Raw genomic sequence first — 23,783 nt, 5'->3', positions numbered from 1 at the left:
GGAGTTCGACATGAAGAACTGGTCGTTCGGAAAACTCATTGGCGTTTTTGCCGGCAGCTTCCTGGCGCTCATTGTGCTCGCCGTGGTCGTGATCAAGGCGACCTCGTCGCCAGCGGCCAAGGCCAGGCGCATCCCGCAGTCCCAGGCACAATTGGCGCAACAGCCACGCATGGATGTGCTGAGCATCGAGCTGGCCAAGTCCCGGGAGCAGGCGCAGGCGGCGCTGCAGGCCCAGGAAAACAGCGAAAAACAGCTGAAGATCGTGCGCGAGGAATCGCAGCGCAATACTCAACTGCTGTTGAGCCAGATAAAGGCCTTGGATAACAACCTGTCCGGCCTGCAGCAGCGCATGCAGTTCTACGAAGACAGCCGTCAGCGCGTGGAGGTGATCAAGCCACCGCGTCGGGAGCCGGCGCCCGTTGCCTCGCAAGGATACACCAGGCGCGCTCACCCGATCCCGCAGTCCTCGGGCTACAAGGTGCAGGCGGTGGTCGGGCACCGGGCCTGGGTGAAAAATGGCGATAGCGAAGACAGCGTCAAGGCCGGCGACCCGTTGCCACCGGTGCAGCGCGAATTGAAAGTGCTTGCCGTCGATCGCGACAGCGGCATCGTGGTTACTTCACCCGCTCTTTAAAACAGGGACGTTGTCATGGCGGCCGGATTTGCCGATCTAGTAGATGTAATGGTCAATATCGGGAAGGTCATCCCGACAGCGATCATGATGTGCCAGGGTATTGCCGTGCTTATCGGCCTCTATCTGACCGGTGCGGCGTTGATCGAGTTGTGGGGCGTGACCCATGACAACGCATTGAAATATGTGGCCGGAAGACAGCGTTTTTCTGTCGGCTCTGCCTGTGTGCAATTGGTGATCGGCTCTATCTTGCTGGCGATCGGTACGCTGGAGTGGATGGGCATCATGTCGCGAACCCTGACCGGGGATTATGCCAATTCGCGCATGTTGTCCTATTCCTCGACCGGGACGACTTTGCAAGAGCAGGCACAACTGGCAACCCTGGCCCTGCTGGGCATCATGCAGGTTGTCGGCTTTATCGCCATGGTGAAAGGTTGGTTGACGGTAAACGGTTATTACAACAATCAAACTCAAGCCGGCCTCGGCACCGCCAGCGGCTGGATCATCGGCGGCGTCCTGGCATGGAACTTCAAATGGTTCAGCGATGTACTCAATAACACAATCGGATTCAATCTGGTTGGCCTCTTCACGCCGTGGTCGTAACGGCTTTTCGAAACATGAAATATAAGGAGCGTCACTTATGAAAGCACTCAAAACTCTGAAAGCTGCATACGATTCGGCCAAGGTTCGTGCAACTACCGCTGTTATCGGGGCCCTGGCGGCACCGTCGGCTTTTGCCATCGACAAAACCGACCTGACCCAGGACAAGTCGGGTGGCAAGACGGCCAGTGATGTCATGAGCAACATCGACGACACTGCTCAGGGCGGCGCCACGCTGCTGATCTCGTTGGTGTCGGTTGGTGGTTTCGTAGTTGTTGCCATCTCCCTGTACACCCTGTGGAAAGCCTCCAAGGATGAGCGTGAGAAGCCGATGTCGGCGATTGTCGGCCTGTTCATCGGCGGCCTGATGGCGGGTGTCGGTACCGTGATGTGGATCATGCGCAACACTTTGGTCAACTAACGCTGCACGCCGCTGAACCTATTGCGGGGCGTCATGCCCCGCACCTCAAGAACAGTTTCGGGAATATTCGGACGTGAGCGAAACAAACGCTTCTGAACGCGGGGCAAACACTGTGCCCACGTTGTCGAGTGGCTATCTCAGTCGAACTGCCAACCAGCCGGTATTTGGCGTGCGTCGGCCGCTGTGGCGCTCGGACGATGACCAGCGCAAACTGTTCAGCGATGAAAACAGCAAACTTCGCACTTCGGTGTGGCAGCGCGACAATTACACCTGCCGCTTTTGCGGGTTCAAGTCTGCAAAGTTTCAGGAACTTCATGCACTGGACGGCAATGCCGACAACTGCACCAAGGAAAACCTGATCACCGCCTGCAACCTGTGTCGTCAGGTTCATCATCTTGGCGCCTGCGCCATGAATGACACCGGCTTTTTCGTCGCCGTGCAGGAACTGACGCAAACCGAGATCAATAACATTGCCCGCTGTATCTACGTTAATGAGTTGCTCGATGACGTGGCGGCCAATGAAAAGCTGGCCAGCCTGCTGGCGGCTTTCAAGTTTCGTGGTAATGACACGCTGAAAGAAATATTCGGTGGCGAAGTCATCACCGTGCTTGGCGTGGCGGAAACCCTCGCGAGCAAGCAACTTGTCAGCGATGAAGAATTTAGCAAGCGCGCTGAATGGTTGGCGCCGTTACGGCTGTTCCCAACCAAAAGCGCGTTCAAAGATGGACAACTCGAATACTACGCGGCCAATAACCGTGCGGTGTTTTTGCCAGCTAACTGGTCGGCATTGACCGGCCAGTTACTGAAGAATTTTGCTTGATGCAGCCGCTCGTACTGCTGCTCAGTCTCGCCGTTGAGAGCGTTGGCAAGGGAGAACAAGGAAATGTTTAACAAACTCGAGGCGGTGATCCTGACGGTGCTGAGCCAGCTCAAGGCAGACGTGCAGGACTATTGCGACCTGGAAACGGTCGATGGCGGGCAGGCCATCGTCGCAAACGACGGTTCGCTGGCTTCCATCGTGCGCTTCAACGGCACCAAGAGCGTGCTTGGGCGCGAACAGTTCGAACGCCTGGTCAGCCTGCTGGAAGCGTCGCTCTCGGTGTACTTCAAGGTACGCGGCCACCACCTGCAGATTGTCTTCAGCCGCGACCTGGATGCGACCGCGCCGCTGGAGCAGAACGCCTTGCAGCAGGCAGCAACCGCCGAGCGGCTGAACCTCAACGTGCGGCACCTGATCAACGAAGGTGTCAGCAAGTACGCTCAGTATGTGTATGACGAAGAATGCTACCTCGTGTTCTGGTCGCGGCCCGCGCTGCTCGACCAGACCGAAAGGTCGATGGCGCGCGAGGCGCTGAACGAGTTCAGGAAGGAATCGGAGTGGCCGGCCACCGCCGAAGCGCAGAACCTGCTGCGGCCTATTTCCTACCTCAAGGACCGCCACCTTTCATTTGTCACCAAGATTTCCGAAGACCTGACGTCCCCTGAGTTCGGTTGCTCGGCGGATGTGCTCGACGTCAGTGAAGCGATCCGCGCCATCCGTGCGAAGGTAAACCCCGACATCACGCCGCGTACCTGGAAGCCCTATATTCCGGGTAGCGCCATTCCCATGCGCTGGAAGACCAGCAAGCGCAATGGCGACATGTCGGAGTTCATGTACCCCACGCTGCCCAGCCAAATCATGGTCACTTCGGCTGAAATCGGCAGTGGCGAGCGCACCAGTCTGCTGCCGGATCCTACCAGTGTGCGGGTTGGCTCGCGCGTGTATGCGCCGTTGTTGATGTCGATTCCACCGGCAGAGCCGCAATACTTCAACACCCTGTTCAACAGCCTCAACCGCGCGGAAACGCAAGAGAACGGTGTGTCGCGCGCTTTGCCGTATTCGGTGTCGATCATGCTGTCCTCCGACGGCATGAGTGTGCTGGCCTGGAAGAGCCTGTTCGCCCAACTGCTGTCGGTCACCTCCGAGCAGAACCGCAACATCAACCTCGCCACCAAGGAACTGCGCGAGCGCGTGCGTGACGGTGAATGCATGGTCAAGCTGCAAGTGGCCGCGATGACCTGGGCCAGCCCGGACGAAAAGGGCGTGAAGGAACTGGCGCTTCGCAAGTCGAAGCTTTGGCGCACCCTGGAAGCCTGGGGCCAGCCCGTGTTCATCGAACGTACCGGTAACCCGATGCAGGCGTTTCAGTCCAACTGTCTGGCCCTGACCACCAAGCACCTGGGCGACCCGGCCGCTGCGCCGCTGGGCGATGCCGTGGCCATGCTGCCGCTGACCCGGCCAGCTTCGCCGTTCCAGGAAGGGTCGACCATCTACCGCAGCCTGGATGGCAAGATCCTCAAGTACCAGCGTTTTTCCTCGCAGCAGACCACCTGGATCACCCTGATTGCAGGCAAGCCAGGCTCGGGCAAGTCGGTGTTGATGAACAACAACCACTTCGAATCGTGCCTGATGCCGGGCCTGACCGGGTTGCCCTACATCGGCATCACCGACATCGGTATTTCTTCGTCCGGTTTCTGCGACCTGGTGCGCGACAACCTGCCACCACGGCTGCATCACCTGGTGGTGTACAAACGTTTGCAGAACGCTCGCAAGGACTGCATCAACCCACTGGACACTCCGCTTGGCCAGCGTTACCCGCTGCCGAAGGACCGCGAGTTCAACAAGAACTTTCTCACTATCCTGGTGACGCCGCCCGAACGCGAAAAGCCCTATGAAGGGATGAGCAACTTCGTCGGCCGCATGGTTGACCTGGCCTACCGGCGCAAGGACGACAAGATCGAGAGGGCCAGCCCGGAAACCTACAAGCCCGGGCACAACGACGTGGTCGACGGCGCCGTGGCGGCGCTGGGCTTCCGCATTCTGCCGGCCACCACCTACTGGGAACTGGTCGATGCAATGTTCGATGCCGGCATGGTGTACGAAGCGGAAGTCACCCAGCGCTATGCGGTGCCTACCCTCAACGACCTGGTGGCGGTGGCATCCACCGAAGAGGTGCGTGCCGAGTACGAAGGCTCCGGTGAGGTAGGGCGCAGCCTGGTCGATGCGTTCATTCTCGGCATTCGCGAGGCGGTCGGCGACTTCCCGGTGTTCGCCGACCACACCCGTTTCGACGTCGGCAGTGCCCGCATCGTTGCCCTCGACCTGCAGGACGTGGCGCTGCAGGGCTCTGCTTCGGCGAAGAAGCAGACTGCCTTGATGTACATGATCGCCCGCCAGTGTTTCATGAAGAAGGTGGCATTCTCGAAGGAGGACTTCCCGTTCTTCACCGAGAAGTACCTGCCGTTCTACGAGCGCCTGGTGGCCGACCTGGTGGATGAATACAAGGTCATGTGCATGGACGAATTCCACAAGACCGGTGGCCACGTGGGCTTGCAGGAGCAGATGCAGACCGATGGCCGCGAGGCCCGTAAGTGGAACATGGAGATCATTCTGGCTTCGCAGTTGATGGAAGACTTCGGCCAGCTGACCAAGATCGCCACGGCCACCTTCATCCTCGACTCGGGCACCAAGGAAACCCGCGACTGGTTGCGGAAGAACATCGGCCTGTCTGACACCGAAGAGCATGCGCTGGTCAACTTCGTGCACGGTGCGAACAAGCATGGCTGTACCTTCCTGGCCCGCTTCGAGACCAAGAATGCCACTTACAGCCAGCTGTTCACCATGTCTGCCGGGCCGATGCGCCTGTGGGCACTGACCACGACCGCCGAGGACCGCAAGCTGCGCACCATGCTCTACGAGCACATGCCGCGCCCCGATGCGCTGGCCCTGCTGGCCCGGCGCTTCCCTTCAGGGGGGTGCAAAGACATGGTCGAACGCTTGAAGCGAGAGACGTTCAAGGACGTCGAGTTCGTCGATGACGACATGGAGCAGTCGGTGATCGCGCGGATCGCCAAAGACCTGGTGGCTGACTACATCAGCGCCAGTGCATTCGAAGACGTAGTGTGAGGGAGTGACAGATGGCTCAGTACAAGGGCGCATCCCGTCAGCATGAAATCAGCAGCAGCCGCAGGCGCAAGGATACCCGCCTGGCCGGGCAGCGCTTCAGTGATTTCTTCCAGTCGGCCGACGGCGCGGTTTTCGGAACCTTCGCGCTACCGGTCCTGGCGCTGATTTCGATCAAGGTGCCCTTTTCCGGTGAGCTGCTGTTGCTGCTGGCCTGGGCGTTCAAGCGCAAGTTCGTCGACGTCGACAATCGCACGTTCGATTTCCCTTATCGGGTGCCTAAGCTGGCGGACGTCAATGACGGCTCGTACAAGGGCAAGAAGAAAGGTGAGGGCGTGACTCTCTTCGGCAATGACCTGGAGAGCAAAGAGCAGATCTACGCCGGCGACAGTGACCTACGCACCCACCAGTTGGTGCTGGGCACCACTGGCTCCGGTAAGCCGCAGCCCAAGCATGCCAAGGTGCTGACTCCGGGTGGCTGGGTGGAAATGGGCCGCATCCGGGTCGGCGACAGCGTGTGCACGCCCGATGGCAAGCAGGCTGCGGTGCTGCGGGTGATTGAGCAGGGCATCCAGCCGATCTGGACCGTGGCCACGCGTGACGGGCGCCGGGCGCAAGCCACGGGTGACCACCTGTGGCGGGTGCTTACCCGCGGGCAGGATGGCAGCGAAGAAGCCCATACCGTGACCACCGACGCCATTCGCGAGTTGATGGGGCGCGGCATCGTGGTGATGCTGCCCAAGGTGCGCAAGAAGCGCGGCTCGGCCAAGTTCAATGGCTGGGCCGAGGTGTGGAAAGTGACGGCTGCCGGCCAGGCACCTTGCCAGTGCATCGAGATCGATCACCCGCATCACCTCTACATCACTGACGACAGCCTGGTCACCCATAACACCGAGCTGTTGCTCGGCATCGTCTTCAACGCCTTGGTGCAGAACACTGGTTTCATCTACGTCGACGGCAAGGGTGACCCCAAGCTGCAGAAGGAAATCTTCCGCCTGTCGCGCTACCTGGGCCGCGAAGATGACCTGCTGATCATCAACTTCATCACCTCTGGCCGCGACTTCGTCGAGAAGCAAGTCGACAAGGTGACCAACAACATGAACATGATGGGCAACACCTCGTCGGGCATGTTGATCGAGCTGATTGTGTCGCTAATGGATGATTCCGGCGGCGGCGGTGACATGTGGAAGGGGCGGGCGATCATGTTCGTGGCAGCCCTGACGCGGCCGTTGACCTACCTGCGGGACAAGGGGCACATCAACCTGTCGCCCGAGAAGTACCTGGAATATTTCGAGCTCAACGTCATCGAAGATCTGGTGTGGGAGCACGGCGGCAAGTACGGTGAGATGTTCGACGTGATCGTCGCCCCGCTGCGCTCGTACCTGCTAACGCTGCCAGGCTACCAGAAGGCGAAGTTCAAGAAGCAGGAAACCAAGACCCTGGAGCAGCACGGCTACATCGTCATGCAGTTGGGACGGATCTTCAACGACCTGACCTTCAACTACGGCCATATCTTCAAGACCCGCGTCGGTGACGTGGACTTCTATGATGTGGTGATCAACCGCCGCTTGCTGGTGGTGCTGCTGCCGGCGCTGGAGCGTGCACCGGACAGCATGCGCATGCTTGGCAAGATGATTGTAGGCAGCATCAAGCAGATGATGGCCGGCTGCCTGGGCAACCGGGTCGAAGGGGTAGTGCGCGAAATCATCGACAGCCGGCCGACCGGCTCGAAGTTCCCGTTCTATACCATTCTCGACGAATATGGCTATTACGCCGTGGTCGGCTTTGCCGTGGCCCCGGCCCAAGCGCGTAGCCTGGGCTTCAGTGTCACCTTCGCGGCGCAGGACTTTTCCTCGCTGAAGAAATCCAGCGCCGAAGAAGCGGATGCCACCTGGGAAAACACCAACATTCGCGCCGTTGGCCGCCTGACCTCGGGCACCGAATCGGAAACCTGGCGGCGCGTGCAGGGTGCGGCGGCCGAGTCTTCGCAAGCCATGCTGGGCAACTTCGAACGTGTTGTGGGCAACGAAAAATTGCGGCAGTCGGACAACATTGCCATCGAGCAGCGCAGCCGGTTGAACTACGACGACGTCGCCATGCAGGAGAACGGCGAGTTCACCTTCCTGATCGGCAAGAAATCGCAAAATGGCAAGACCGGTGGCGTGGCGCTTATTCGCGGCCTGGGCTTCTACACGGCCGGCCCGGCGCCGAAGGAAATGCGCATCAACGATTTCATTCCGGTCGAGCCGCCTGAGCCTTCGGACCTGCCGCAGAACCGGCAGTCGCGCCAGGCATTCGTCGACAGCCTGAAGGATGGCTCTTTCGCCAAACGGGTACGCGCGGTAGTGAAGGGTGACCCAACTCTTGCCCGCATGCACAGTGTGTTCGAGCATAACTATGCCGACCCTGACCGGCCTTTGCTGGGCCGGTTGGACACCTCGCTCGGCGTGCTTGGGGCGTATTTGTCCGGCGACCTGAAGAAGCCGGCTCCAGCAGCACCACTGGCAGAAAAACCGGCGCCGCAGGCCCCCGCCGATGTGCCGGATGCGGTCATGGTTACAGCAGCTTCAGTGCCCGCACCACAAATTGACCCCATGAGCCCGGAGGGGATCCAGGCAAGCATCCTCGCCGTTGCCGACCTTTTGGCCGTGACGCCAGTGACGCCAGCCATTGCACCGGTAGACGAGCAGGAACTGGACGATGAATGGGCACGTGAGCTGGCCATGGTCGTGCCTCAGCAGATGCTCGACATGCAGCTGATGGCCAGCGGCGAAGGCTTTGCATCGCTGTCGGACAAGTGGGCCGCACAAGAGCGGATCGAGCAAACCTGCGCAGAAATTGCCCGGCAAACGGACTACAGCGTTACCCCTGAGCCCGCTGCTCAGGGTGTGGCCGGCATGCGCGAGCGGCTGAATGACCTGCAGGCCAAGTGCCGCCTGATGATGAAAGAGCAGCCGCCCAAGTAAGACCGGGCGTCAGAGCCCTAGATCGGCGTGTGATTCTATTTTTTGTCATAAATTGACGACGATAGATATCTGACAGATAATCAGAAACAAGAATTTTTGCATGCTAAGGTGAGGCGATGGGGTTGTTCAGTTCAGGGAAGAAAGCTGCGAAGTTCGCGTTCATCACCATGCCGATGGCGGTGCTTGGCGTGAATCAGCTGCGCATGGGCAACCAGCACATCAAGGCACTCTGGCGTTCCAACTTCAGCCCAGCGTGCCCCGAGTGCGAGCGGGGTGTGCTGCTAAAGACGGAAGGTGACCATCAGGAGTTCGAGCAGGGGCCGAAAGGCAAGATGCGTGTGCTGCACAGCTGGGGTTGCAACAACTGCGGCTTCGCCTTGCTTGAAGAGGATGACGTCAAGAAGGTCAAGGAGCATGCTGCGCGCTACCGCAACGAGCGAGTCAAGGCGCAGTTGACCACCATCGAACGTGACGAGATCGACCGGATTGCCCGTAGCCACCGCTTGCACTCGAGGGCGTTCTTCATTGCCAGCGCTGCTGCGATTGCCGGGTTCATCTACATGCTGGCGACCGGCGCGGGCATCCTGATCGCCCTCAACTGGCTGTCGATCGGCTTCGCGCTGTGGGTATTCGGCATGAAGAAGTCCTATCGTAGCTGGCAGGTCTCGACCGGGCAGCTGTTCGTCGAGGGCGCGTTCTGGTTCTGGTTCCAGCACCAGAAATGGATCATCTGACCATGATGCGCAAACGGCCCCAGTGGCTGTTCATCGCCCTGATGTGCTGCGCCGTGCAGGCACTGGCCGATGACTTCTATGCCGTGCGGCCTGCGGATATCGACTGCGTCGTGCAGGCCGCCCAGCGCCAGGGTGTGCCGGCCAACGTGCTGTTGGCCATCTCCAGCAAGGAAAGCGGCAAGAACGGCCAAAGCGTGTCGAACCGCAATGGCACCTTCGACCTTGGCCACTTCCAGATCAATACCACCCACTGGGGCCCGAAAGGCGTGTTTGCCGCATACCCGGCGATCACCAAGTCCGATGTTGCCTGGCGCGGTTGTTACAACGCGGAGTTGGCGGCATGGCTGCTGCGCCAGAAGCTGGACGAGAACAACGGCCAGGACTTCTGGACCCGCGCCGCCAATTACCACTCGCGTACCCGCAAATTCAACGACATCTACAAGAAAGACCTGATCCCGCTGGCGGTGAAATGGGGCAAGTACCTCGAGCGGCAGCGCCACGCCAGGCTGGTGGTCAGCTACCAGTAACGCAGGTCGCCGCAGAATGCCAAGGCTTCTGGGCAAGGGTTACCCCGGGTCGATGAACAAGACAACTTCAGGAGTTTTTACATGAAAGGAATACGCATGGGTGCACGCGCCTGCAAGGCTGGCGGTGTGCTGGTGGCACTGGTTGCGCTGGGTGGTTGTGCCAGCTCTGCCAAGCCTACTACCGAAGACACCGAGGCGTTTGCCAGCCGGATCATCGCCGACAAGGTGTCGGTAGCGGTCAATTCTCAGCACACCTACGTTTCGCGGCTGAACGCCGACCGTGTGCAAGCTGCTTCGCGGCAGGCTGCAGTAGACACCGACCAGGTCGACATCGACTTCATTGGCAAGCCTCAGGAGCTTCTGCAGACCTTCGCCAGCCGTTATGGCTACGCCTATGTCGAGAGCGGCAAGCGCGTCGATCTCAAGCCCATCAACGTGTGGGTGCGCAAGGCAACGCCGATCAATGTGCTGAAGGATGTGGGTGCACAGATCGATACCGGTGCCGATGTGGTGCTGGACAAGAGCACCAACACGCTGCGCTTGATCTACAAGCCGGTACCGCTGGCGCTGGGGAGGGGCTGAACATGGCGATGGACATGCCTCCGATGACCCTCGAGGACGCCGAGCGCCTCTATGACAAACCCGCCTACGTGCAGCAGCAGAGTGACGCCGGCGATGCCAGGTCGGCTATCGAGGCCATGCGTGACGAGAAGAACCAGGCATCGGCCGCGCGCGGCGAAGCCATTCTCGATGCGGCATTGCAGGTGGGGGTGAAGGCTGGCCTGGCGTGGCAGCTGACCAACATCAACAAAGCCCTGAAGCTGCGCGAGCGTGAGTTCGACACCGTCTATGACTTCAGTAGCCTGATGATCCAGGATCGCGTCGTGCCGCCGGTCATCACCGAAGCGCGCCACCTGTACAACCAGGACGGCGACTACACGCTGCGCCTGTCGGGGGCGGCCTACAAGATCGAGTCGCAGGCACGCTTTTCCTCCGTGCCGCCCAGCTGGCGCGAATACCTGAACTTCCCGCCGCCCACCTTCGACCGCACCTCGTTGGTTTCGGCACTGGTGCCGCGTTCCGACGAGGAAGAGCGGGTGTGGAAACTGGCCGTGCGCGAGGGCTGGCAACAAGGTGTCGAGCAGGCCAACCTGATGCTGACCTACGGCTTCGACCGGATGAACCGCGATATCGATGGTATGCGCCGTTTCAATGAGTTTGCCCGTCATGGCCAGGTCACCATGCCGATCATCTCCGGTGCGGAGATCCCGGTTACCCGGGAAGGGCGGTCGATGGCGGTGGACGAAACCCTGCTGCGCATCACCGCCTTGCCCGAGTTCAACGAAAACATGAACGTGTGGCGCAGTTCGATCGCTACTTCGACCATTGCCAACCCTCCGCGCCGTGCGCCGGTAACCGGCGCTGGCAGCCCGGCGTCATCGCCTGCTGCAGCCCGACAGCCCGCGGGTGTTGAAGGCGGGCGGCAATGAAGCAGGACTTCCACGACGACGTGATGATGCTGGAACCGGGTGCGATGATCGAGCGCCTGGAGCGCCTGACCAGTTACGAAGACCCGTTTCGTTTCGATCGCGCTGACCAGTTCAAGGCCATGATGCTGGAAACCCTGACCCATGGCGTCAGCGACATTTTCATCCAGCCCGCATTGCCGGTGGTGGTGAAGAAATATGGGCGGATGTATGCGGTCACCCGGCGTGCGCTGGATGTCGGGGAAGTCAACGAACTGCTGAAGATGGCGGCCAATCGGGACACCGCCACCACCGATATCGTCTCCGGCACGGCGGTCAACGAGCGTTACGAGTTGTTCGACCCGGAGCGCAAGGATGCCCGCGGTGCGCGCCTGCGTTATGCCTACCGGGTAAACGCCTCGCCCATCGCCTGCCATGGCGATACCTCGTGCCAGATTGTCATCCGGGCCATTCCCGATGACCCGCCACGCATCCAGGACGTGGGCCTGAGCGAGGAAATCGTCAGAATGGCCACGCCGCGTGATGGCATTGTCTATGTGGCCGGTGCCACCGGCCATGGCAAGACCACCACCTTTGCCGCCATCAACCGCTTCATCCTGGAAAACGACACGCCGATCAAGGGCAACCTGATCAGCCATGAAGAACCGATCGAATTCACCTACGACAAGGTCCAGAGCAAGCACTCGATCTTCGTGCAGTCGCAGATTCCCACGCACTTCAAAGACTTTTACCGGGCCAACCGCGAGGCCATGCGACGTGCGCCTGGCCTGTGCGTGATCGGCGAGCTGCGCGACCAGGAGACCATTCGCGCGGCGGTGGAGCTGTCGCTGACGGGGCACCCGGTGTTTGGCACGGTGCACGCCAAGGATGTGGCGGCGATCATGCGCCGGATGATTTCCCGCTTTCCGGAGCAGGAGCGTGCCACCGCCATCTACGACCTCGTCGATACCAGCCGCTTCATGATGGCGCAGAAGCTTGTGCCGACGGTGGATGGCAAACGCACCGCTGCGCGATCGTGGCTGAGATTTACCGAGCAGGTGCGCGACACCTTGATGGACCTGACCGACATGGGCCGGGTAACCCAGCGGGTTGCCGAGTTCGTGCGTGAAGAAGGGCATACCTTTGCTGCCGAGGCGGATCGCCTGCTGGCCGCAGGCCTGATCAGCGAGGCGACTGCCCGCGACCTGCGCCACGGCTGAGGTGCGGGCTGCCCATTAATGCTGACTGCAACGAGTTTACGGAGAAGTTATGGCAACAGGACGGTATCACTGGAGCAGATGCGCTCCCCCCGCACGTTTTTTCGTGATCAACGCAAGTGCCGCCTTGCCGTGGTTGATGTTGCTGCTGGTACCGGCGCTGTGGAAGTTTCTGCTGCCACTGGCGCTGTGCATGACGATTGCCCTGGTCTACATCGAGGTGGTGAAGAAAATGACTGTGCGGGCGGTTTGCCGCCGAGCCGCAGTGTTCATGGTGGGGCGAGTGCGTACCACGCACAATTTGCTCAAGGAACTGGCCAGGTAGTTGGCAAGACAGACATGACCGGCAGAGTCTTTGTGGCGGCCAGAGGAGGCGTTGAATGAAGCAACAGGGAGGTGGGCAGAAGAGCTTTACCTGGGATGACCCCGCCATTTTGCTCGGGATCATGGCAGTGCTTTACCTCGGGGGGTGGGGTGCCTGGTACTTCGCTCACGACAAGATTGCCAAGGTGTACACCTACATTCGCTACGTCGAGCTGTGGTTGCCAAGTGTGCTGGGCGACTTTGCCGCGCTGCCAGGTATTGCCTCGATCAACCAGTGGGTCGGGCGCATGTGTGCGCCGGAAGGCATCATCGGTGCCTGTCAGCGAGATTTTTCCAGCGTGGCGTGGGGTGAAATCACTTCGTCGTCGCTGCTCATGAATGGTTTTTTCCTGCTGTTGATGGTGATCCTGTCGGTGCGCATGTTCCTGCGTATCAACAAGACCCACCCCAAGCTCAGGTTCACCAAGACGCACAATATCAAGAGCTTTGTGCAAGAGAACAAGGCGCAGTACCCGCACCTGCGCATGTTCGCCGAGCTCGACCTGATCGCCCAGCCGCTGGACCACCCAGTGTTCGGCATGTCGCAGACCTCCCGCCAGTTTGCCTACCGGCACTTGCTGATCAGTGGTTGGCAGGAGCAATCGGATCGCAGCTGGGCACCAACCCTGGATCGCGAGAAAACCACCGAGGTGATGCGTCGCCAGTTGGGCCAGCACTGGACCCGGGTTGCCAATCTGACGCCGGCAGAAACACTGCTGGTGGCGATAGCGTTGCCGCGGGTGGTCGCCACTGATACGGCGTTGGATGACAATGCCTTCAAGGCGGCAATGGCCGACAGCGACTACATGGTTGCCTGGTGCTGGGATCAGTTCAAGGCACCTGCCGGCAAGGCCAAGCAGCAGGGCGACCCTTATGCCTGGCTGAAGCCCGAAGTGCCGCTGGAAGAGCCTCGGGCGATCATCCAGAAGTACATCAAGCACCCCAATGCCAGTGCGATCCTGCACGCGCACGCATTCGTCCGCACCATCATCTTTGCCATGTTCTTCCAGGCGCGCCGCCTGGGTGTGCTGCCACCCGCAGAAATGCGCTGGATGCGTTTCTTCGACCGTGACATGTGGTATGCCCTGCAGACGATCGGGCGCCAAGCCGGGTTCCCGGAAGCGCCGGGGATCCTGTCGCATTTCCTGTATGAGTGCAAAGCGGGGATGTCACTGGCGGAGCCCCAGCTGGACAAGGCGGTCAACGGTCTTGAGCTGGCGATGTCGGCGTACAAGTATTCCGAAGCCGACAAGAAGCGCTATGAGGCCCTGCAGCAGGAGAGGTATGCCGCGGCACAAGGGGCAGCGCTCGATGAAGGGGCTGCCTGAAGCGCAGTCTTGAAGGTTTGGATAAAAGCAAATGGCCATCTAAGTAGATGGCCTTTTTTTGTTTTTTTGGTGCCTTTTTTTGCTTTTTTGTTAGAATACGGTCGTATTGGATTCTTAATAGGGACATCGAGCCATGAAGGGTGTGATTGCAAGACCTGTCGCCGTGCTGGCGGCGCTTGCGGCGGGTATTTCCGTCGCCCATGCCGCCCCGGCACAACCGGCGGACCTCTCTGCCTTCATCACCGCTCAAGGTGCCGCACAGGTTAACCCTGCCCAGCAGGAGCTTGATGACCTGACCGCGCAACGGGTGTCGCGCTATGGGCGTATCGTCAGCGCCCGACCGGTCGGCCTCGGCGGGTTGACCGCCTGGACCGTTGAGAAGAACGGCCATCAAGTGGTGCTTTTCAGTACGCCGGACTCTGCGGTGCTGTTCACCGGCGTGGCCTGGAATGCCGAAACGGGCAGCAATATCTCCGATGCCTTCCTGCCTGGCGTTGCCCAGGCCATCGTCGCACCGCCTGTTACTGCCCCGATCGCGGCCGCGCCAGCTGCGCCGCAGATGTCACCCGTTGAGGCGCCGAATGTGCGCGAAGCTGCAGCCATGGACGGCACCTTCAAAGGCGCGATCCCGGAGTCGATGAAAACCGTCGACTCCCTGGCAGGCATCAAGGAAGGCAAGGGCGGCATCGGCGATACCGTCTACATCATCATCGACCCGCGTTGCCCGTACTGCCGCGAAGCCTACAACCTGACAAGGGCCTACGCAGCAAAGGGCCATTCGATCAAGTGGATCCCGTCTGCAGCACTGGGTAACCCGGCGGATGGCGTGCCGTTGGCCGCCACCATCCTGCAGACCAAGGACCAGAAGATGCTGGCGCGGGTACTGGGCAACCACGAACAGGTCCGCTCCGAGCCATCGCCGGAAACCGTCGAGCAGCTAAGCACCAACCTGGCGTTTCTGTTCGCCGCATTCGAACACAACGGCAAGGAACAGGCGGGTGTGCCGGCTGCATTCTTCATCGATCACCGTACAGGGAAGCCAAGGATGATGACCGGCCTTTCGCAGGCGGTCGTGCTTGAAGACATCTTTGGAAAACTTTAAGGAGCAAAGTACATGAAAGCCAAAGCGCCGAACTTCGAGTTCGACCCGAGTATCCGCCTCTTCGGTTCGGGCGAGCACCTGCTGGTGGTGTTCGACAGCCAATGCCCCAATGACGCACAGCGGGCGACCCGTACCGTGCGTATCGCCAGGGCCTTCCAGCAGCTGTCGCTGGTAGTGGCCGGCTTCGACGCGGCCGAAGACGATGGCCATCAGCGGGTGCTCAGCGGCAGCGTCAGCCTGGCGATCGAGGGCGATGCCGGGGTGCAGGCCAGTCACGAACTGGCGGCCCTGCAGCTGGTGTTCCATGCCGAGGCAGACCGCAAGGGTGCGCTTACCCATATCGAGCCTGCGCTGGTTGCCTACAAGGTGCGCCAGGCCCTTTCGGAATGCCTGAACGAGGCCCTGAACGACTACTTCCAGCGCGAAGAAGCGCAAAGGACGGCAGTGCCTGCAGAGGCCCTGCGCCCGGTTCCTGTGACTGCCCCGCAGTACCAGGGCGCGGCACCACAGCCTTCGCGCAAGGCCCTGCGCGAGCAGGCCGCAAGCAATGCCGAGCGCCAGGCCAGGTCGCGCCGGCGCAAGACCGCAATGGCCTGGCTGGTGCCGCCTTTGGTGGTAATTGCTGTGATGGCGACCATGTCTCATCTTGCTTCCTCCCAGTCGCCGATTGAAAATGCTGTCGCGCAGCAGATGGCGAACGACCCGGAGTCGATCAAGGCGCAGGTGGAATTGACCAAGCAGACCCTGCAGTCAATGGGGCTTGATCCAGGTCAGGGTGGTGACATCGGGTGCTTGGCGCCGCAATGATTGCCATTGCTTCCTGCTTCATGGATGGGGTATGCCTTTCGCTGGTTTGCGGGCGCGTAGAATGGCGGGGAGCCCTCTCGCGTTGCCCGAATGCTGCCTTGTGGTGCCGAAGGAGGATCTTTTCCAGGATTGGAGAATGAGAGCGGGCCCGGCCTACGAAGCTTGGTGCTGCTGTTCTGCTTGAGCGGAGTGTGTATGCCTGCGCAGGCACTTTAAGACTATTTTGGATTGGAAATCTTAGGTACGTATATGCGACCAGCGAATGAAGTTAAAGACGGGGCCAAGTTATTGTCCCTTGCCCAGGGCCTGAGGTCGCTGCTGGTCCCCTCGCCAGATGTACTGGCCGACACCGTCAAGGAGTTGCACCCGTTGGTCAACCTGTCCGACAAGGTGCTGCCTTTGAAGTCGTATTTCAACATGGTTCAGGACATCCAGCGGGCCAAGCATACCCAGGCCGCGATGCGCGCTGCCGACGAGCCGCTTAGCCGCGAGGCTATTCAGCAGGGTGTGTCGCGCAAGCTCTGTACCGAAGACATCTTCATGGTTGCCTGTTCGTTCCTGGAAGTGGAAATCGCCAAGCAAGGCTCGGTGTACTACCTGAGCGGCGAATCACCCGATTTCAAGGAAACCAAGAAGAACCGAAACCCGCTCGACTTGTCCGATGAGGTCGTACTGAAGAACCTCTCCAGTGGCCTGGCGCGCCCGGACACCGATCGCGGGGCTGTAGAGCGGGGGCAGATCGACAGCGGGTTCAACCACCTGGTGCGGCTGAACCAGTTGCATAACCTGATGGTGGAGTCTGTGCGGCTGATGAAGGCGGACGAGCGACTGACCAAGGTCGACATCCGCAAGAAATTCAACATTTCGCACACGGACTACGAGCGCATGATGTCGATGGCGCGGCGTTCCGGGCTGATTTCGTTCCGCAACCGCAAAAAGGACCCGTCCAACTCCTACACCTTGCGCAATGACAACCATGAGCGGGTGTCGGAGCACGCCAAGAATTTTGGCCACACGCCGCAGAAGATGTTGAACAAGATTCTGGATGACTTCTTCGCAATGCTGGAAAAACGCAAAAAGCACGAGGACTGATTTACATGGGGATCCAGGGCCATAAGGACGTCGGGCCGGCAATAAGTGCAGAGGAGCGGGCCCGTGTAGCGCGGGCGGCCAGGCAGGTGGTGGCGTATGCCAACTTTCTGCGCTGGACGGCGAACTTCAAGCGGGACGAAGTGCTGCGCCATCCTGAACACGACCGCGTGATACTGCTCTCGCCCATGCAAAGTGGGCGTTTCAGCTTTGCCCTGGAAGGCGACACCTTGTATGTGGGCGTCCAGCCATTCGAGGCTGCCTGGGCTTCGTGCATGCCTTTCGAGGCTGCCTACGTCTCTGACCGGCTGTACCTGTCTGTCGAGGGCGTGAACTTCATGGATTCGCGCATGCCACCGCTGGCGCTGGGCATATTCGTCGACGAGGGTGAAAAGCGTGCGCGAATGGCCGCTGCTCGTTTCGTCCAGCTCATCCAGGTGTCGGTGTGTGACGGCTACGTGGTCGAGGTGGGCGAGCCGTGTGGCGATCCTGTCGAGATGCGCCCGGGTGACGTGGTGCGCCAGCTCCGCGAGACCCGTCAAACGAAGGTGCAGCAGCAAGACATGGGGCGGTTCTTCTGATGCGCTCAAGCAGACTTTACAAGTAAGGATACGTGCATGACCAAGTGTAAATTCATCCTGCCCGTGCTGGCTGCCGTGGCAATGGCGGGCTGTGTCACGACCGAGCAGATGCCGGACGGGACAACCAAGATTCGTTTCTCGGACGAAACGGTCAGCTCGCTGACTTCAATGATGCCCAACGGCCTTGTGACCGGTGTTGCTGGTGGTGCAGGTAGCGGCGGGCTCGACCTGATACCGACCAAGAGCCCTGTTGGTAATGGGCAGTACCTGTATTTCAACGGCCAGTATGACTACACCTGCGCGTCCGCGTTGCTGTACAGCGCCAAATCTGGCAAAGAACTGGATCGCGATGTCAACGAAGAGTGCCGTGACCGTTACTTCCAGCGGCAACTGGCGCTGAAACTTGCGGGCAAGCCGTACGACAGGGCGGCACCTGCCTATGATGCAGACAATCCGCCCGATGCATACTGGGCCAGGTTGAAAGGGCAGACCCTTGCTCGGTTGGCGGCCACGCAGCAGTTCGCCACGCGTTTTGGTGGTCTCCCGCGTGTCGATCGCAACGGTAACATCACTATCAGCGTAGGCTTCATGGGGGTGGGCAGTGGGCAGCATGTGGCTTTGACGACCACGCCTCAGCGTATCCCGGTTGTCATGGAAGATGCAGGGTTTGCTGCGCAGATGCGCACGCAGTCGGCCAAGCAGAATACCGAGGTTGGCGACTGGACAACGTGTGATGCCGTACTTGCCTACAATTCGGTGGCTGACAGAGGCGCGCGTCCGGCCAATATCGCGCCTGGTGACTATATGCAGTACGTGGTGCGCTTCACTGTATCGTCGCTCTCGTGCAAGGATGCCTTGCACGGGTACAAGAGCGCTTCGCGCTAAGCAGTGGGGTGCCCTGCGCCGGCGTGGTGAATAAGCGCCGAGTCGCCGTGGCACCCGGCCCTTCTTTCAGGCTGGGAGGCGATGCAGGCTGGGGGTATCACTGAGCCGCATTCCATATATCGTCAGCCGCTGCCACCGACTCGTCGATACCGGCCGCATGCGCGTCGGCCGCGTTCAGCCAGTTCTGATTAAGGTTCGCCTGCTGAGCCGCATGTTCATGGGCGAACTCGCGTTGCAGGATGGACGCTTCGATGCTGCTGAGCAGCGTGGGCGAGGCAGCGCCATATTCTGCGAGCAGTGCTCGCGACGCCTCCGGCGCAAGCTGATTGACTGCACCGCGCAACTCCTGACCGTACTCGGCCAGCACCGGCTGCTTGGCAATAACGATTTCCGCCGCTTGTGACGGGAATACGGAGGCTGTGAAGCTCTGGAAGTCCTGGGCAGTCGGCATGGTCTCGTCCTTACATGCTGTTGTCGTTGAGGTCCTCGCTGCGCGACAGCGATGGCTTGGTGTAGCGGGCGAATGTCTTGTCCAGCTCGGCAGCCAGGTAGGCCTGTTCGCTCTGGCGCAGCGCTTGTTTCATGAAGTCGCCGTCAGAGGCTGCGGACACCACCTGGTCTCGCAGGCTGCCCAGCAGCCCTTCACGATCCGCTCGCGAACCTGGGGTATTGTCGATCGCATCGATAGCACGGGTCAGTGACTGGCGCAGGCCGGATTCTGCATGGGGCTTTTCGGTGGGGGTGGCAACCTCAAAGGCAATGGCACTGATCACGGCGCAATGAATGGCCGTGAAAGCGTTGGCTTCGGCTGCCCTGCTTTGCATGATCCGGTCGGTGCGCAGGGTGTGCGGCGGCGTGCTGCGCAGCCATGCCGACTCATGTTCGGCAAGGGTGTCGATGGTCTGCCGGACTTTCTGGCCGTCAGGGCCCTCGCGCAGCGCCGCTTGCGCTACGTTCTCAAAGCTGATTGCCGGATTGCCTGAGGCCTCTATGGCTCTCTCGCGCATTAACCCAGCACCGATCACGAATCGGCTGGCATCACGTATTGATAGCTGCATCTATGTCCATCATTTATTCACAGGGCTTGAACGCGCCCAACCAGTCGGCATTCAGCATCGTCTGCTTCCCTGCGCGGCTCGCCGCGTCGCGTAGGCCTGATGCGGATATCCACTGATCTCCGCTGACGTGCTGGATAAACCCTTGCGAACCCTATGGGTTCATCGATTCGCTTGACCTTAGCATTTTTGCTTTCGCATTTCTTGGGCCTGCCCCGAAATCATCGTTTTTTTGGTTACTTTAAGTATCCCCGCCGAGCGAGTCGGGGCGTACTAAGCCAAGATCGCTAATGCCAAATTGCCACTGCTGCCGAATTAGCTCAACTGCCCGTAAAACAGCCTTTTCGTCAGGGTCTGGCTACGCCGTCACCCTTCTTCTGCAGGCGCTGCGCAAGCGCGCCATTCATTCTTGCTTCAGGGAGAAAGCGCGCGATGTCGTGCTTTTGGCGCCTGAAAACCGACTTCAAAACCTGTGAAAGCACCATCTGAAGAATGATCCATTGCGCGCTAGGGGTTTTCCGCGGAATGCGAAGGTTATCACGCTAATTCGGTTATTTATCCATCGTTTGATGGCTAAATGCCAATATTTACACGACTTTACATTTTGCCTCGGTCTAGCGTCGCTATCAAAAATTTCAGGTAGCTAGCATCCTAATGTCAGTTCTTGTTAGTTTTCTTACATAACAATATTTTGATAATTAGGCGATTTCTGGTTTAAGATTAGCGCGCTTTCGCTATCCTGGCAGTCAACGTTGCACGGGTAGCGCCATGGCTTGGGCTCGACGCATGCCTGGGCCCTGTGGCTTGCCGGGTTGGATGACAGCCCAATTCAAGGACGACGGAGCATTCCAAGGGAATTCGTCGCGAACGATTCAGATCAACCGTCCGCAACTCGATTCAGGTAGGTATTCACAATGGCTCAAATGCCGTTTTCACCGTGCAGCGACCCGAGCGACTGCTCCGATCAATCGGTCAAGATGCTTGGCAGAATTTTCGGGCCAGTGATCGATAGCCTGGTTGCAGGTACTGACCCTAACGCTGTGGAAGCCGGCGCGAACATCCTTGCCACCATGTTCAGCTTCTTCAACAGCGGCATCCTGATCATCGGGTCGCTGATCGTCTCGTATGTGGCAGTGATGGGGGTAACAAACACGGCCAACGACGGGGAGGCAATGGGCAAGAGTTGGTCGTCCTTGTGGACGCCGGTGCGGATCGTGGCAGGCGGTGCCGTATTGCTGCCGACGACCAGCGGCTACTCGTTCATCCAGTTGATCGTCCTGATGTTCGCCCTCTGGGGTATCGGCTTTGCCAATGGCACCTACAAGGCCGGCATGGCGATTGGCGTGCTGTCGTCGGACGGGATCGTTCAGGGTGTCAACCAGGCGGGTAACTTCTACGGCTTGCGTGACTTTGCGCGGCAATACGTTGCTGTTTCCTACTGTGCCAGGGCAGCAAACGCCATCTACGCCAACAGTGGGTCTGGTAGCCAGCCCGCTGTCCAGTCCAAGAGCACGAGCCTGGGCAATGGACAGGTCGAGCAGGTCTATGACAAGCAGACGTTTGTCGATGGGCGTACCGAATACACGTTTTTCCTCAAGGATCGCAATGCGGTAACCAACCTGGCCGGTGGCGAGCCATTCTGCGGCACCGTGAAGCTGTCTACCTACGCGGCACAGACCAAGACCGACCCCATTCCCCAGGCGTTGGAGAAGGTGCATGAACAAACTCAGTTAGCGAAGGTGAAAGCGGCTGGCAAGTTGATGGGCGAGCTGGACAAGTGGGTCAACTCATGGCCAGCGACCATCAACGATCCCGGTTGGGACAAGGTCGATTCAAACCGCTTCAATACGATTGTCAGGACGCAGGAAGACCAGATTGCGACGAACCTCGTCAAAGAGGTCACTGACGGCCAGAGCGACGTCGATAGTGGCTTGAAGGGTTTTCTGGATACGCTCACGAAAGATGGCTGGGCTGCGGCTGGGGGCTGGTTCCAGCGAGTCGGCATGGTGCGAGGGCAGATCGCCAACGTGCTTGCCGAACCGGTGGGCTCGGTGGGTGCGCCATCCCTTGCGGGGCTGCCCTCGGATGCGCGCTTCTCGTTGCTGAGCAACAGCCTCACCACTGTGACCGAGGCAATCGACAAGAAGGCTGAAGAGAAAGACGCGTACAACGGTGCAAAGCCCGCCAAGGCCGATGATCTGGCGAGCCTCATCCCCAAAGATCCGCAAAGCGATATCAACGTAGGGTCATTGAGGGCGGACATGGACAGCAAGATGTCCTCGTTCGTCAACGGCATGATGCAGAACGTGGTCGAGCTTGCCACGGGGGCGGGCAGTAACGGGCAGACGCCACTGTGTGGCACGGCGGGGCAGATGGGGGGCTCGCTCAACCGCATGAAGTGCGTGGGCGATTACCTGAGCGTTGCCCGTGGCGGCATACTGCTCGCCGATGTTGCCATCAAAAGTGCTGCGACGGCAGTACGGGTGCTGGCCGGTACTGTTTCATCGGTCAAGGCGCTGGGTAACGGGCTGGATCTCGACAAGATTGTCATCCCGCTGTGGGACTGGGTCATGGAGGTGCCGATCAAGCAGCTCGCGCTGCTGGCGACCTATATTGAACCTCTGGCCTTCTACTTTGGCGTATTCCTTCCCAGCTTGCCCTACACGCTGTTCATGATCGTGTTCGTCGGCTGGGTGCTCGCCGTGTTGCAATCCATCATTGCTGCCCCGCTCTGGGCCGTGATGCACATGACACCCGATCGGACGTTCGTGGGTTCGCAGACGCAGGGCTACCTGTTGCTGCTGTCGCTGTTCGCTCGCCCGGCACTGGCCGTTCTGGGGCTGTTTGCCGCGATATTGGTATCCGACCCTGTGATCGACTACATAGCGCAGGGCTTCTTCGCCATGCGGGGGGCGGTCGTTTCCTCGAGCGGGGGCGTTGGGGTCATTGCCGAGTTCCTGACCTTTGCCTGGTGGTTCATGGTGTTCGGCCTGACACTTCTGCCGGTGCTGTACATGATCTTCGGTCTGCCTCAGACCTTGCCTGACGAGGTGCTGAGGTGGATCGGCGGCGGCCTCGGCAGCATGGGTGAAACCAGCGCAACAGCGGAAATGCGCGGCGGCGTCGCCTCTGTGGGTTCGAGGCTGCACGGGAGTGGCTCGGGTATGCGCCTGGGTGGGGGACAGAAGCGACTGACATCCCAGGGCGGCGGTTCTCCTGATGGTGGCCCTGAGGGTGGTGGCCCAGAGGGTGGTGGGCCGAGGGGTGGTGGGCCGCGCGGTGGTCGCGGGGGCAAGACGCCACTGCTCAGCGCGAACGGTCAAGGCGCGGGCGGTGCAAGCCAAGGCAGCGATAACAAGGGTGAGACTGCGTCGACTGACAATCGTACGCTCGGCGAGAAGCGCAGCGAAGCGGCTGGCGTCGCCCTCGGGCGGGCGGTCGCCGGGGGGGCTGCTGCAACAGGCAGGGCCATGCGTGGCGCGGGCAGTGCTGCATTGTCTGCGGGGCGGTCTGGCGTGGAATCTTTGCGCAACTCGGGTTCTGCGTCCCTGGGTGGCCGGGTGCGTGACGCAGTATCGGCTGGCGCGCTGACTGCAGGTGCGGGTTTAGCCGCTACTGCAAGTGCCGCTGGGGCCGAGTACAAGCAAGCCTTTTCGACAGCGATGTCTGAAGGCAAAGCGGCCTACCATGAAGGTGCAGGCGCCCGGATCGACGCGTACAAGGCTTCGCTGACCGGTGGGGCGCCACCTGCCGGCAGCGACAAGGCCCAGGAGCCGCCTGCCTCGCCTGATGCGGGTGCAGAACATTCAGCGAGCCAGAATCACGCGTTCAACGACGCTGCGCTTCCAGCCGGAAGCGGCTCGGCAAGCGACAAAGACGGCGATGATGAAAGCCGCTGAACCACGGCGCTGTCCTGCCGCACATGGCTTGGCGCTGTCAGGTGCAACAATGGTCTGGCAATTTGCCAGTGTGGGCGGAATTTTACCCGCGCCAGGTTGTCTTGGACGGTGACGCGCAATCGTGTGCGTATCTTGATACCTGACTCGGATCGCTTGGCGGAGGCTTGGC

General features: G+C 60.2%; 21 protein-coding genes. 19 read left to right on the top strand and 2 right to left on the bottom strand.

Annotation, left to right across the window (positions count from 1 at the left end):
- The first annotated feature begins 10 nt into the window (after positions 1-10).
- From ACF8FG_RS06860 to ACF8FG_RS06775, 18 genes are all read left to right on the top strand, one after another.
- Positions 11-634, top strand: a complete 624-nt coding sequence (locus ACF8FG_RS06860) for a hypothetical protein (RefSeq protein WP_014592473.1) — start codon at positions 11-13, stop codon at positions 632-634.
- A gap of 15 nt (positions 635-649) precedes the next feature.
- Positions 650-1,234 (top strand): hypothetical protein, encoded by a 585-nt coding sequence (locus ACF8FG_RS06855; RefSeq protein ID WP_014592472.1) that lies wholly within the window; start codon positions 650-652, stop codon positions 1,232-1,234.
- A gap of 37 nt (positions 1,235-1,271) precedes the next feature.
- Positions 1,272-1,652, top strand: coding sequence for a hypothetical protein (locus tag ACF8FG_RS06850; protein ID WP_014592471.1), 381 nt, complete (start codon positions 1,272-1,274; stop codon positions 1,650-1,652).
- A gap of 73 nt (positions 1,653-1,725) precedes the next feature.
- On the top strand, positions 1,726-2,472 hold the full coding sequence (locus ACF8FG_RS06845; protein WP_014592470.1) for an HNH endonuclease: 747 nt from the start codon (positions 1,726-1,728) through the stop codon (positions 2,470-2,472).
- Positions 2,473-2,535: 63 nt separating this feature from the next.
- Positions 2,536-5,598 carry a type IV secretion system protein IcmB/DotO gene (locus ACF8FG_RS06840; protein ID WP_019438927.1) on the top strand — a complete coding sequence of 1,021 codons (3,063 nt, stop codon included), beginning with the start codon at positions 2,536-2,538 and terminating at the stop codon, positions 5,596-5,598.
- An 11-nt stretch (positions 5,599-5,609) separates the two neighbouring features.
- Entirely contained in the window at positions 5,610-8,561 is a 2,952-nt protein-coding gene (locus ACF8FG_RS06835) for a type IV secretion protein DotL (RefSeq protein ID WP_318077915.1), read from the top strand.
- A gap of 116 nt (positions 8,562-8,677) precedes the next feature.
- Entirely contained in the window at positions 8,678-9,295 is a 618-nt protein-coding gene (locus tag ACF8FG_RS06830; RefSeq protein ID WP_014592467.1) for a hypothetical protein, read from the top strand.
- A gap of 2 nt (positions 9,296-9,297) precedes the next feature.
- Positions 9,298-9,822, top strand: coding sequence for a transglycosylase SLT domain-containing protein (locus tag ACF8FG_RS06825; protein ID WP_014592466.1), 525 nt, complete (start codon positions 9,298-9,300; stop codon positions 9,820-9,822).
- Positions 9,823-9,903: 81 nt separating this feature from the next.
- Positions 9,904-10,404, top strand: coding sequence for a DotD/TraH family lipoprotein (locus ACF8FG_RS06820; protein WP_223279199.1), 501 nt, complete (start codon positions 9,904-9,906; stop codon positions 10,402-10,404).
- A 14-nt stretch (positions 10,405-10,418) separates the two neighbouring features.
- Positions 10,419-11,312, top strand: a complete 894-nt coding sequence (locus tag ACF8FG_RS06815; RefSeq protein WP_230855413.1) for a type IV secretory system conjugative DNA transfer family protein — start codon at positions 10,419-10,421, stop codon at positions 11,310-11,312.
- On the top strand, positions 11,309-12,508 hold the full coding sequence (locus ACF8FG_RS06810) for an ATPase, T2SS/T4P/T4SS family (protein WP_014592463.1): 1,200 nt from the start codon (positions 11,309-11,311) through the stop codon (positions 12,506-12,508). Before ACF8FG_RS06815 ends, ACF8FG_RS06810 begins: the two co-directional genes overlap by 4 nt.
- A gap of 103 nt (positions 12,509-12,611) precedes the next feature.
- Entirely contained in the window at positions 12,612-12,830 is a 219-nt protein-coding gene (locus ACF8FG_RS06805; RefSeq protein ID WP_019438931.1) for a hypothetical protein, read from the top strand.
- Between the two features lie 55 nt (positions 12,831-12,885).
- On the top strand, positions 12,886-14,196 hold the full coding sequence (locus ACF8FG_RS06800; RefSeq protein ID WP_014592462.1) for a hypothetical protein: 1,311 nt from the start codon (positions 12,886-12,888) through the stop codon (positions 14,194-14,196).
- A gap of 133 nt (positions 14,197-14,329) precedes the next feature.
- Positions 14,330-15,298, top strand: a complete 969-nt coding sequence (locus ACF8FG_RS06795; RefSeq protein WP_019438932.1) for a hypothetical protein — start codon at positions 14,330-14,332, stop codon at positions 15,296-15,298.
- A 12-nt stretch (positions 15,299-15,310) separates the two neighbouring features.
- Positions 15,311-16,105, top strand: coding sequence for a hypothetical protein (locus tag ACF8FG_RS06790; RefSeq protein WP_014592460.1), 795 nt, complete (start codon positions 15,311-15,313; stop codon positions 16,103-16,105).
- Positions 16,106-16,354: 249 nt separating this feature from the next.
- Positions 16,355-17,197, top strand: a complete 843-nt coding sequence (locus tag ACF8FG_RS06785) for a hypothetical protein (protein ID WP_026031970.1) — start codon at positions 16,355-16,357, stop codon at positions 17,195-17,197.
- Between the two features lie 5 nt (positions 17,198-17,202).
- Positions 17,203-17,775: a hypothetical protein gene (locus ACF8FG_RS06780; RefSeq protein WP_223279197.1), complete on the top strand. Its 573-nt coding sequence runs from the start codon at positions 17,203-17,205 to the stop codon at positions 17,773-17,775.
- A 36-nt stretch (positions 17,776-17,811) separates the two neighbouring features.
- A complete protein-coding gene (locus ACF8FG_RS06775; protein ID WP_014592457.1) occupies positions 17,812-18,660 on the top strand; it encodes a hypothetical protein in 849 nt (282 codons plus the stop codon).
- Positions 18,661-18,757: 97 nt separating this feature from the next.
- Here ACF8FG_RS06775 and ACF8FG_RS06770 read toward each other — a convergent pair whose 3' ends face one another.
- Both ACF8FG_RS06770 and ACF8FG_RS06765 read right to left on the bottom strand, forming a co-directional pair.
- On the bottom strand, positions 18,758-19,111 hold the full coding sequence (locus ACF8FG_RS06770; protein ID WP_014592456.1) for a hypothetical protein: 354 nt from the start codon (positions 19,109-19,111) through the stop codon (positions 18,758-18,760).
- A gap of 10 nt (positions 19,112-19,121) precedes the next feature.
- Positions 19,122-19,667, bottom strand: a complete 546-nt coding sequence (locus ACF8FG_RS06765; protein ID WP_026031971.1) for a hypothetical protein — start codon at positions 19,665-19,667, stop codon at positions 19,122-19,124.
- A 962-nt stretch (positions 19,668-20,629) separates the two neighbouring features.
- Here ACF8FG_RS06765 and ACF8FG_RS06760 point away from each other — a divergent pair.
- A complete protein-coding gene (locus tag ACF8FG_RS06760; protein WP_019438935.1) occupies positions 20,630-23,614 on the top strand; it encodes a DotA/TraY family protein in 2,985 nt (994 codons plus the stop codon).
- The last annotated feature ends 169 nt before the right edge of the window (positions 23,615-23,783 follow it).

This window comes from Pseudomonas sp. YQ_6 (assembly GCF_043103245.1).
GTDB classification, from domain to species: domain Bacteria; phylum Pseudomonadota; class Gammaproteobacteria; order Pseudomonadales; family Pseudomonadaceae; genus Aquipseudomonas; species Aquipseudomonas alloputida.
Note: the sequence above shows the minus strand (reverse complement) of the source record. Positions and strands in the feature narration are given on the sequence as shown.

Coding starts and splice junctions, on each gene's coding strand:
- ACF8FG_RS06860 (WP_014592473.1), top strand. CDS start 11: ATGAAGAACTGGTCGTTCGGAAAACTCATTGGCGTTTTTGCCGGCAGC.
- ACF8FG_RS06855 (WP_014592472.1), top strand. CDS start 650: ATGGCGGCCGGATTTGCCGATCTAGTAGATGTAATGGTCAATATCGGG.
- ACF8FG_RS06850 (WP_014592471.1), top strand. CDS start 1,272: ATGAAAGCACTCAAAACTCTGAAAGCTGCATACGATTCGGCCAAGGTT.
- ACF8FG_RS06840 (WP_019438927.1), top strand. CDS start 2,536: ATGTTTAACAAACTCGAGGCGGTGATCCTGACGGTGCTGAGCCAGCTC.
- ACF8FG_RS06835 (WP_318077915.1), top strand. CDS start 5,610: ATGGCTCAGTACAAGGGCGCATCCCGTCAGCATGAAATCAGCAGCAGC.
- ACF8FG_RS06830 (WP_014592467.1), top strand. CDS start 8,678: ATGGGGTTGTTCAGTTCAGGGAAGAAAGCTGCGAAGTTCGCGTTCATC.
- ACF8FG_RS06825 (WP_014592466.1), top strand. CDS start 9,298: ATGATGCGCAAACGGCCCCAGTGGCTGTTCATCGCCCTGATGTGCTGC.
- ACF8FG_RS06820 (WP_223279199.1), top strand. CDS start 9,904: ATGAAAGGAATACGCATGGGTGCACGCGCCTGCAAGGCTGGCGGTGTG.
- ACF8FG_RS06815 (WP_230855413.1), top strand. CDS start 10,419: ATGCCTCCGATGACCCTCGAGGACGCCGAGCGCCTCTATGACAAACCC.
- ACF8FG_RS06810 (WP_014592463.1), top strand. CDS start 11,309: ATGAAGCAGGACTTCCACGACGACGTGATGATGCTGGAACCGGGTGCG.
- ACF8FG_RS06800 (WP_014592462.1), top strand. CDS start 12,886: ATGAAGCAACAGGGAGGTGGGCAGAAGAGCTTTACCTGGGATGACCCC.
- ACF8FG_RS06795 (WP_019438932.1), top strand. CDS start 14,330: ATGAAGGGTGTGATTGCAAGACCTGTCGCCGTGCTGGCGGCGCTTGCG.
- ACF8FG_RS06790 (WP_014592460.1), top strand. CDS start 15,311: ATGAAAGCCAAAGCGCCGAACTTCGAGTTCGACCCGAGTATCCGCCTC.
- ACF8FG_RS06785 (WP_026031970.1), top strand. CDS start 16,355: ATGCGACCAGCGAATGAAGTTAAAGACGGGGCCAAGTTATTGTCCCTT.
- ACF8FG_RS06780 (WP_223279197.1), top strand. CDS start 17,203: ATGGGGATCCAGGGCCATAAGGACGTCGGGCCGGCAATAAGTGCAGAG.
- ACF8FG_RS06775 (WP_014592457.1), top strand. CDS start 17,812: ATGACCAAGTGTAAATTCATCCTGCCCGTGCTGGCTGCCGTGGCAATG.
- ACF8FG_RS06770 (WP_014592456.1), bottom strand. CDS start 19,111: ATGCCGACTGCCCAGGACTTCCAGAGCTTCACAGCCTCCGTATTCCCG.
- ACF8FG_RS06765 (WP_026031971.1), bottom strand. CDS start 19,667: ATGCGCGAGAGAGCCATAGAGGCCTCAGGCAATCCGGCAATCAGCTTT.
- ACF8FG_RS06760 (WP_019438935.1), top strand. CDS start 20,630: ATGGCTCAAATGCCGTTTTCACCGTGCAGCGACCCGAGCGACTGCTCC.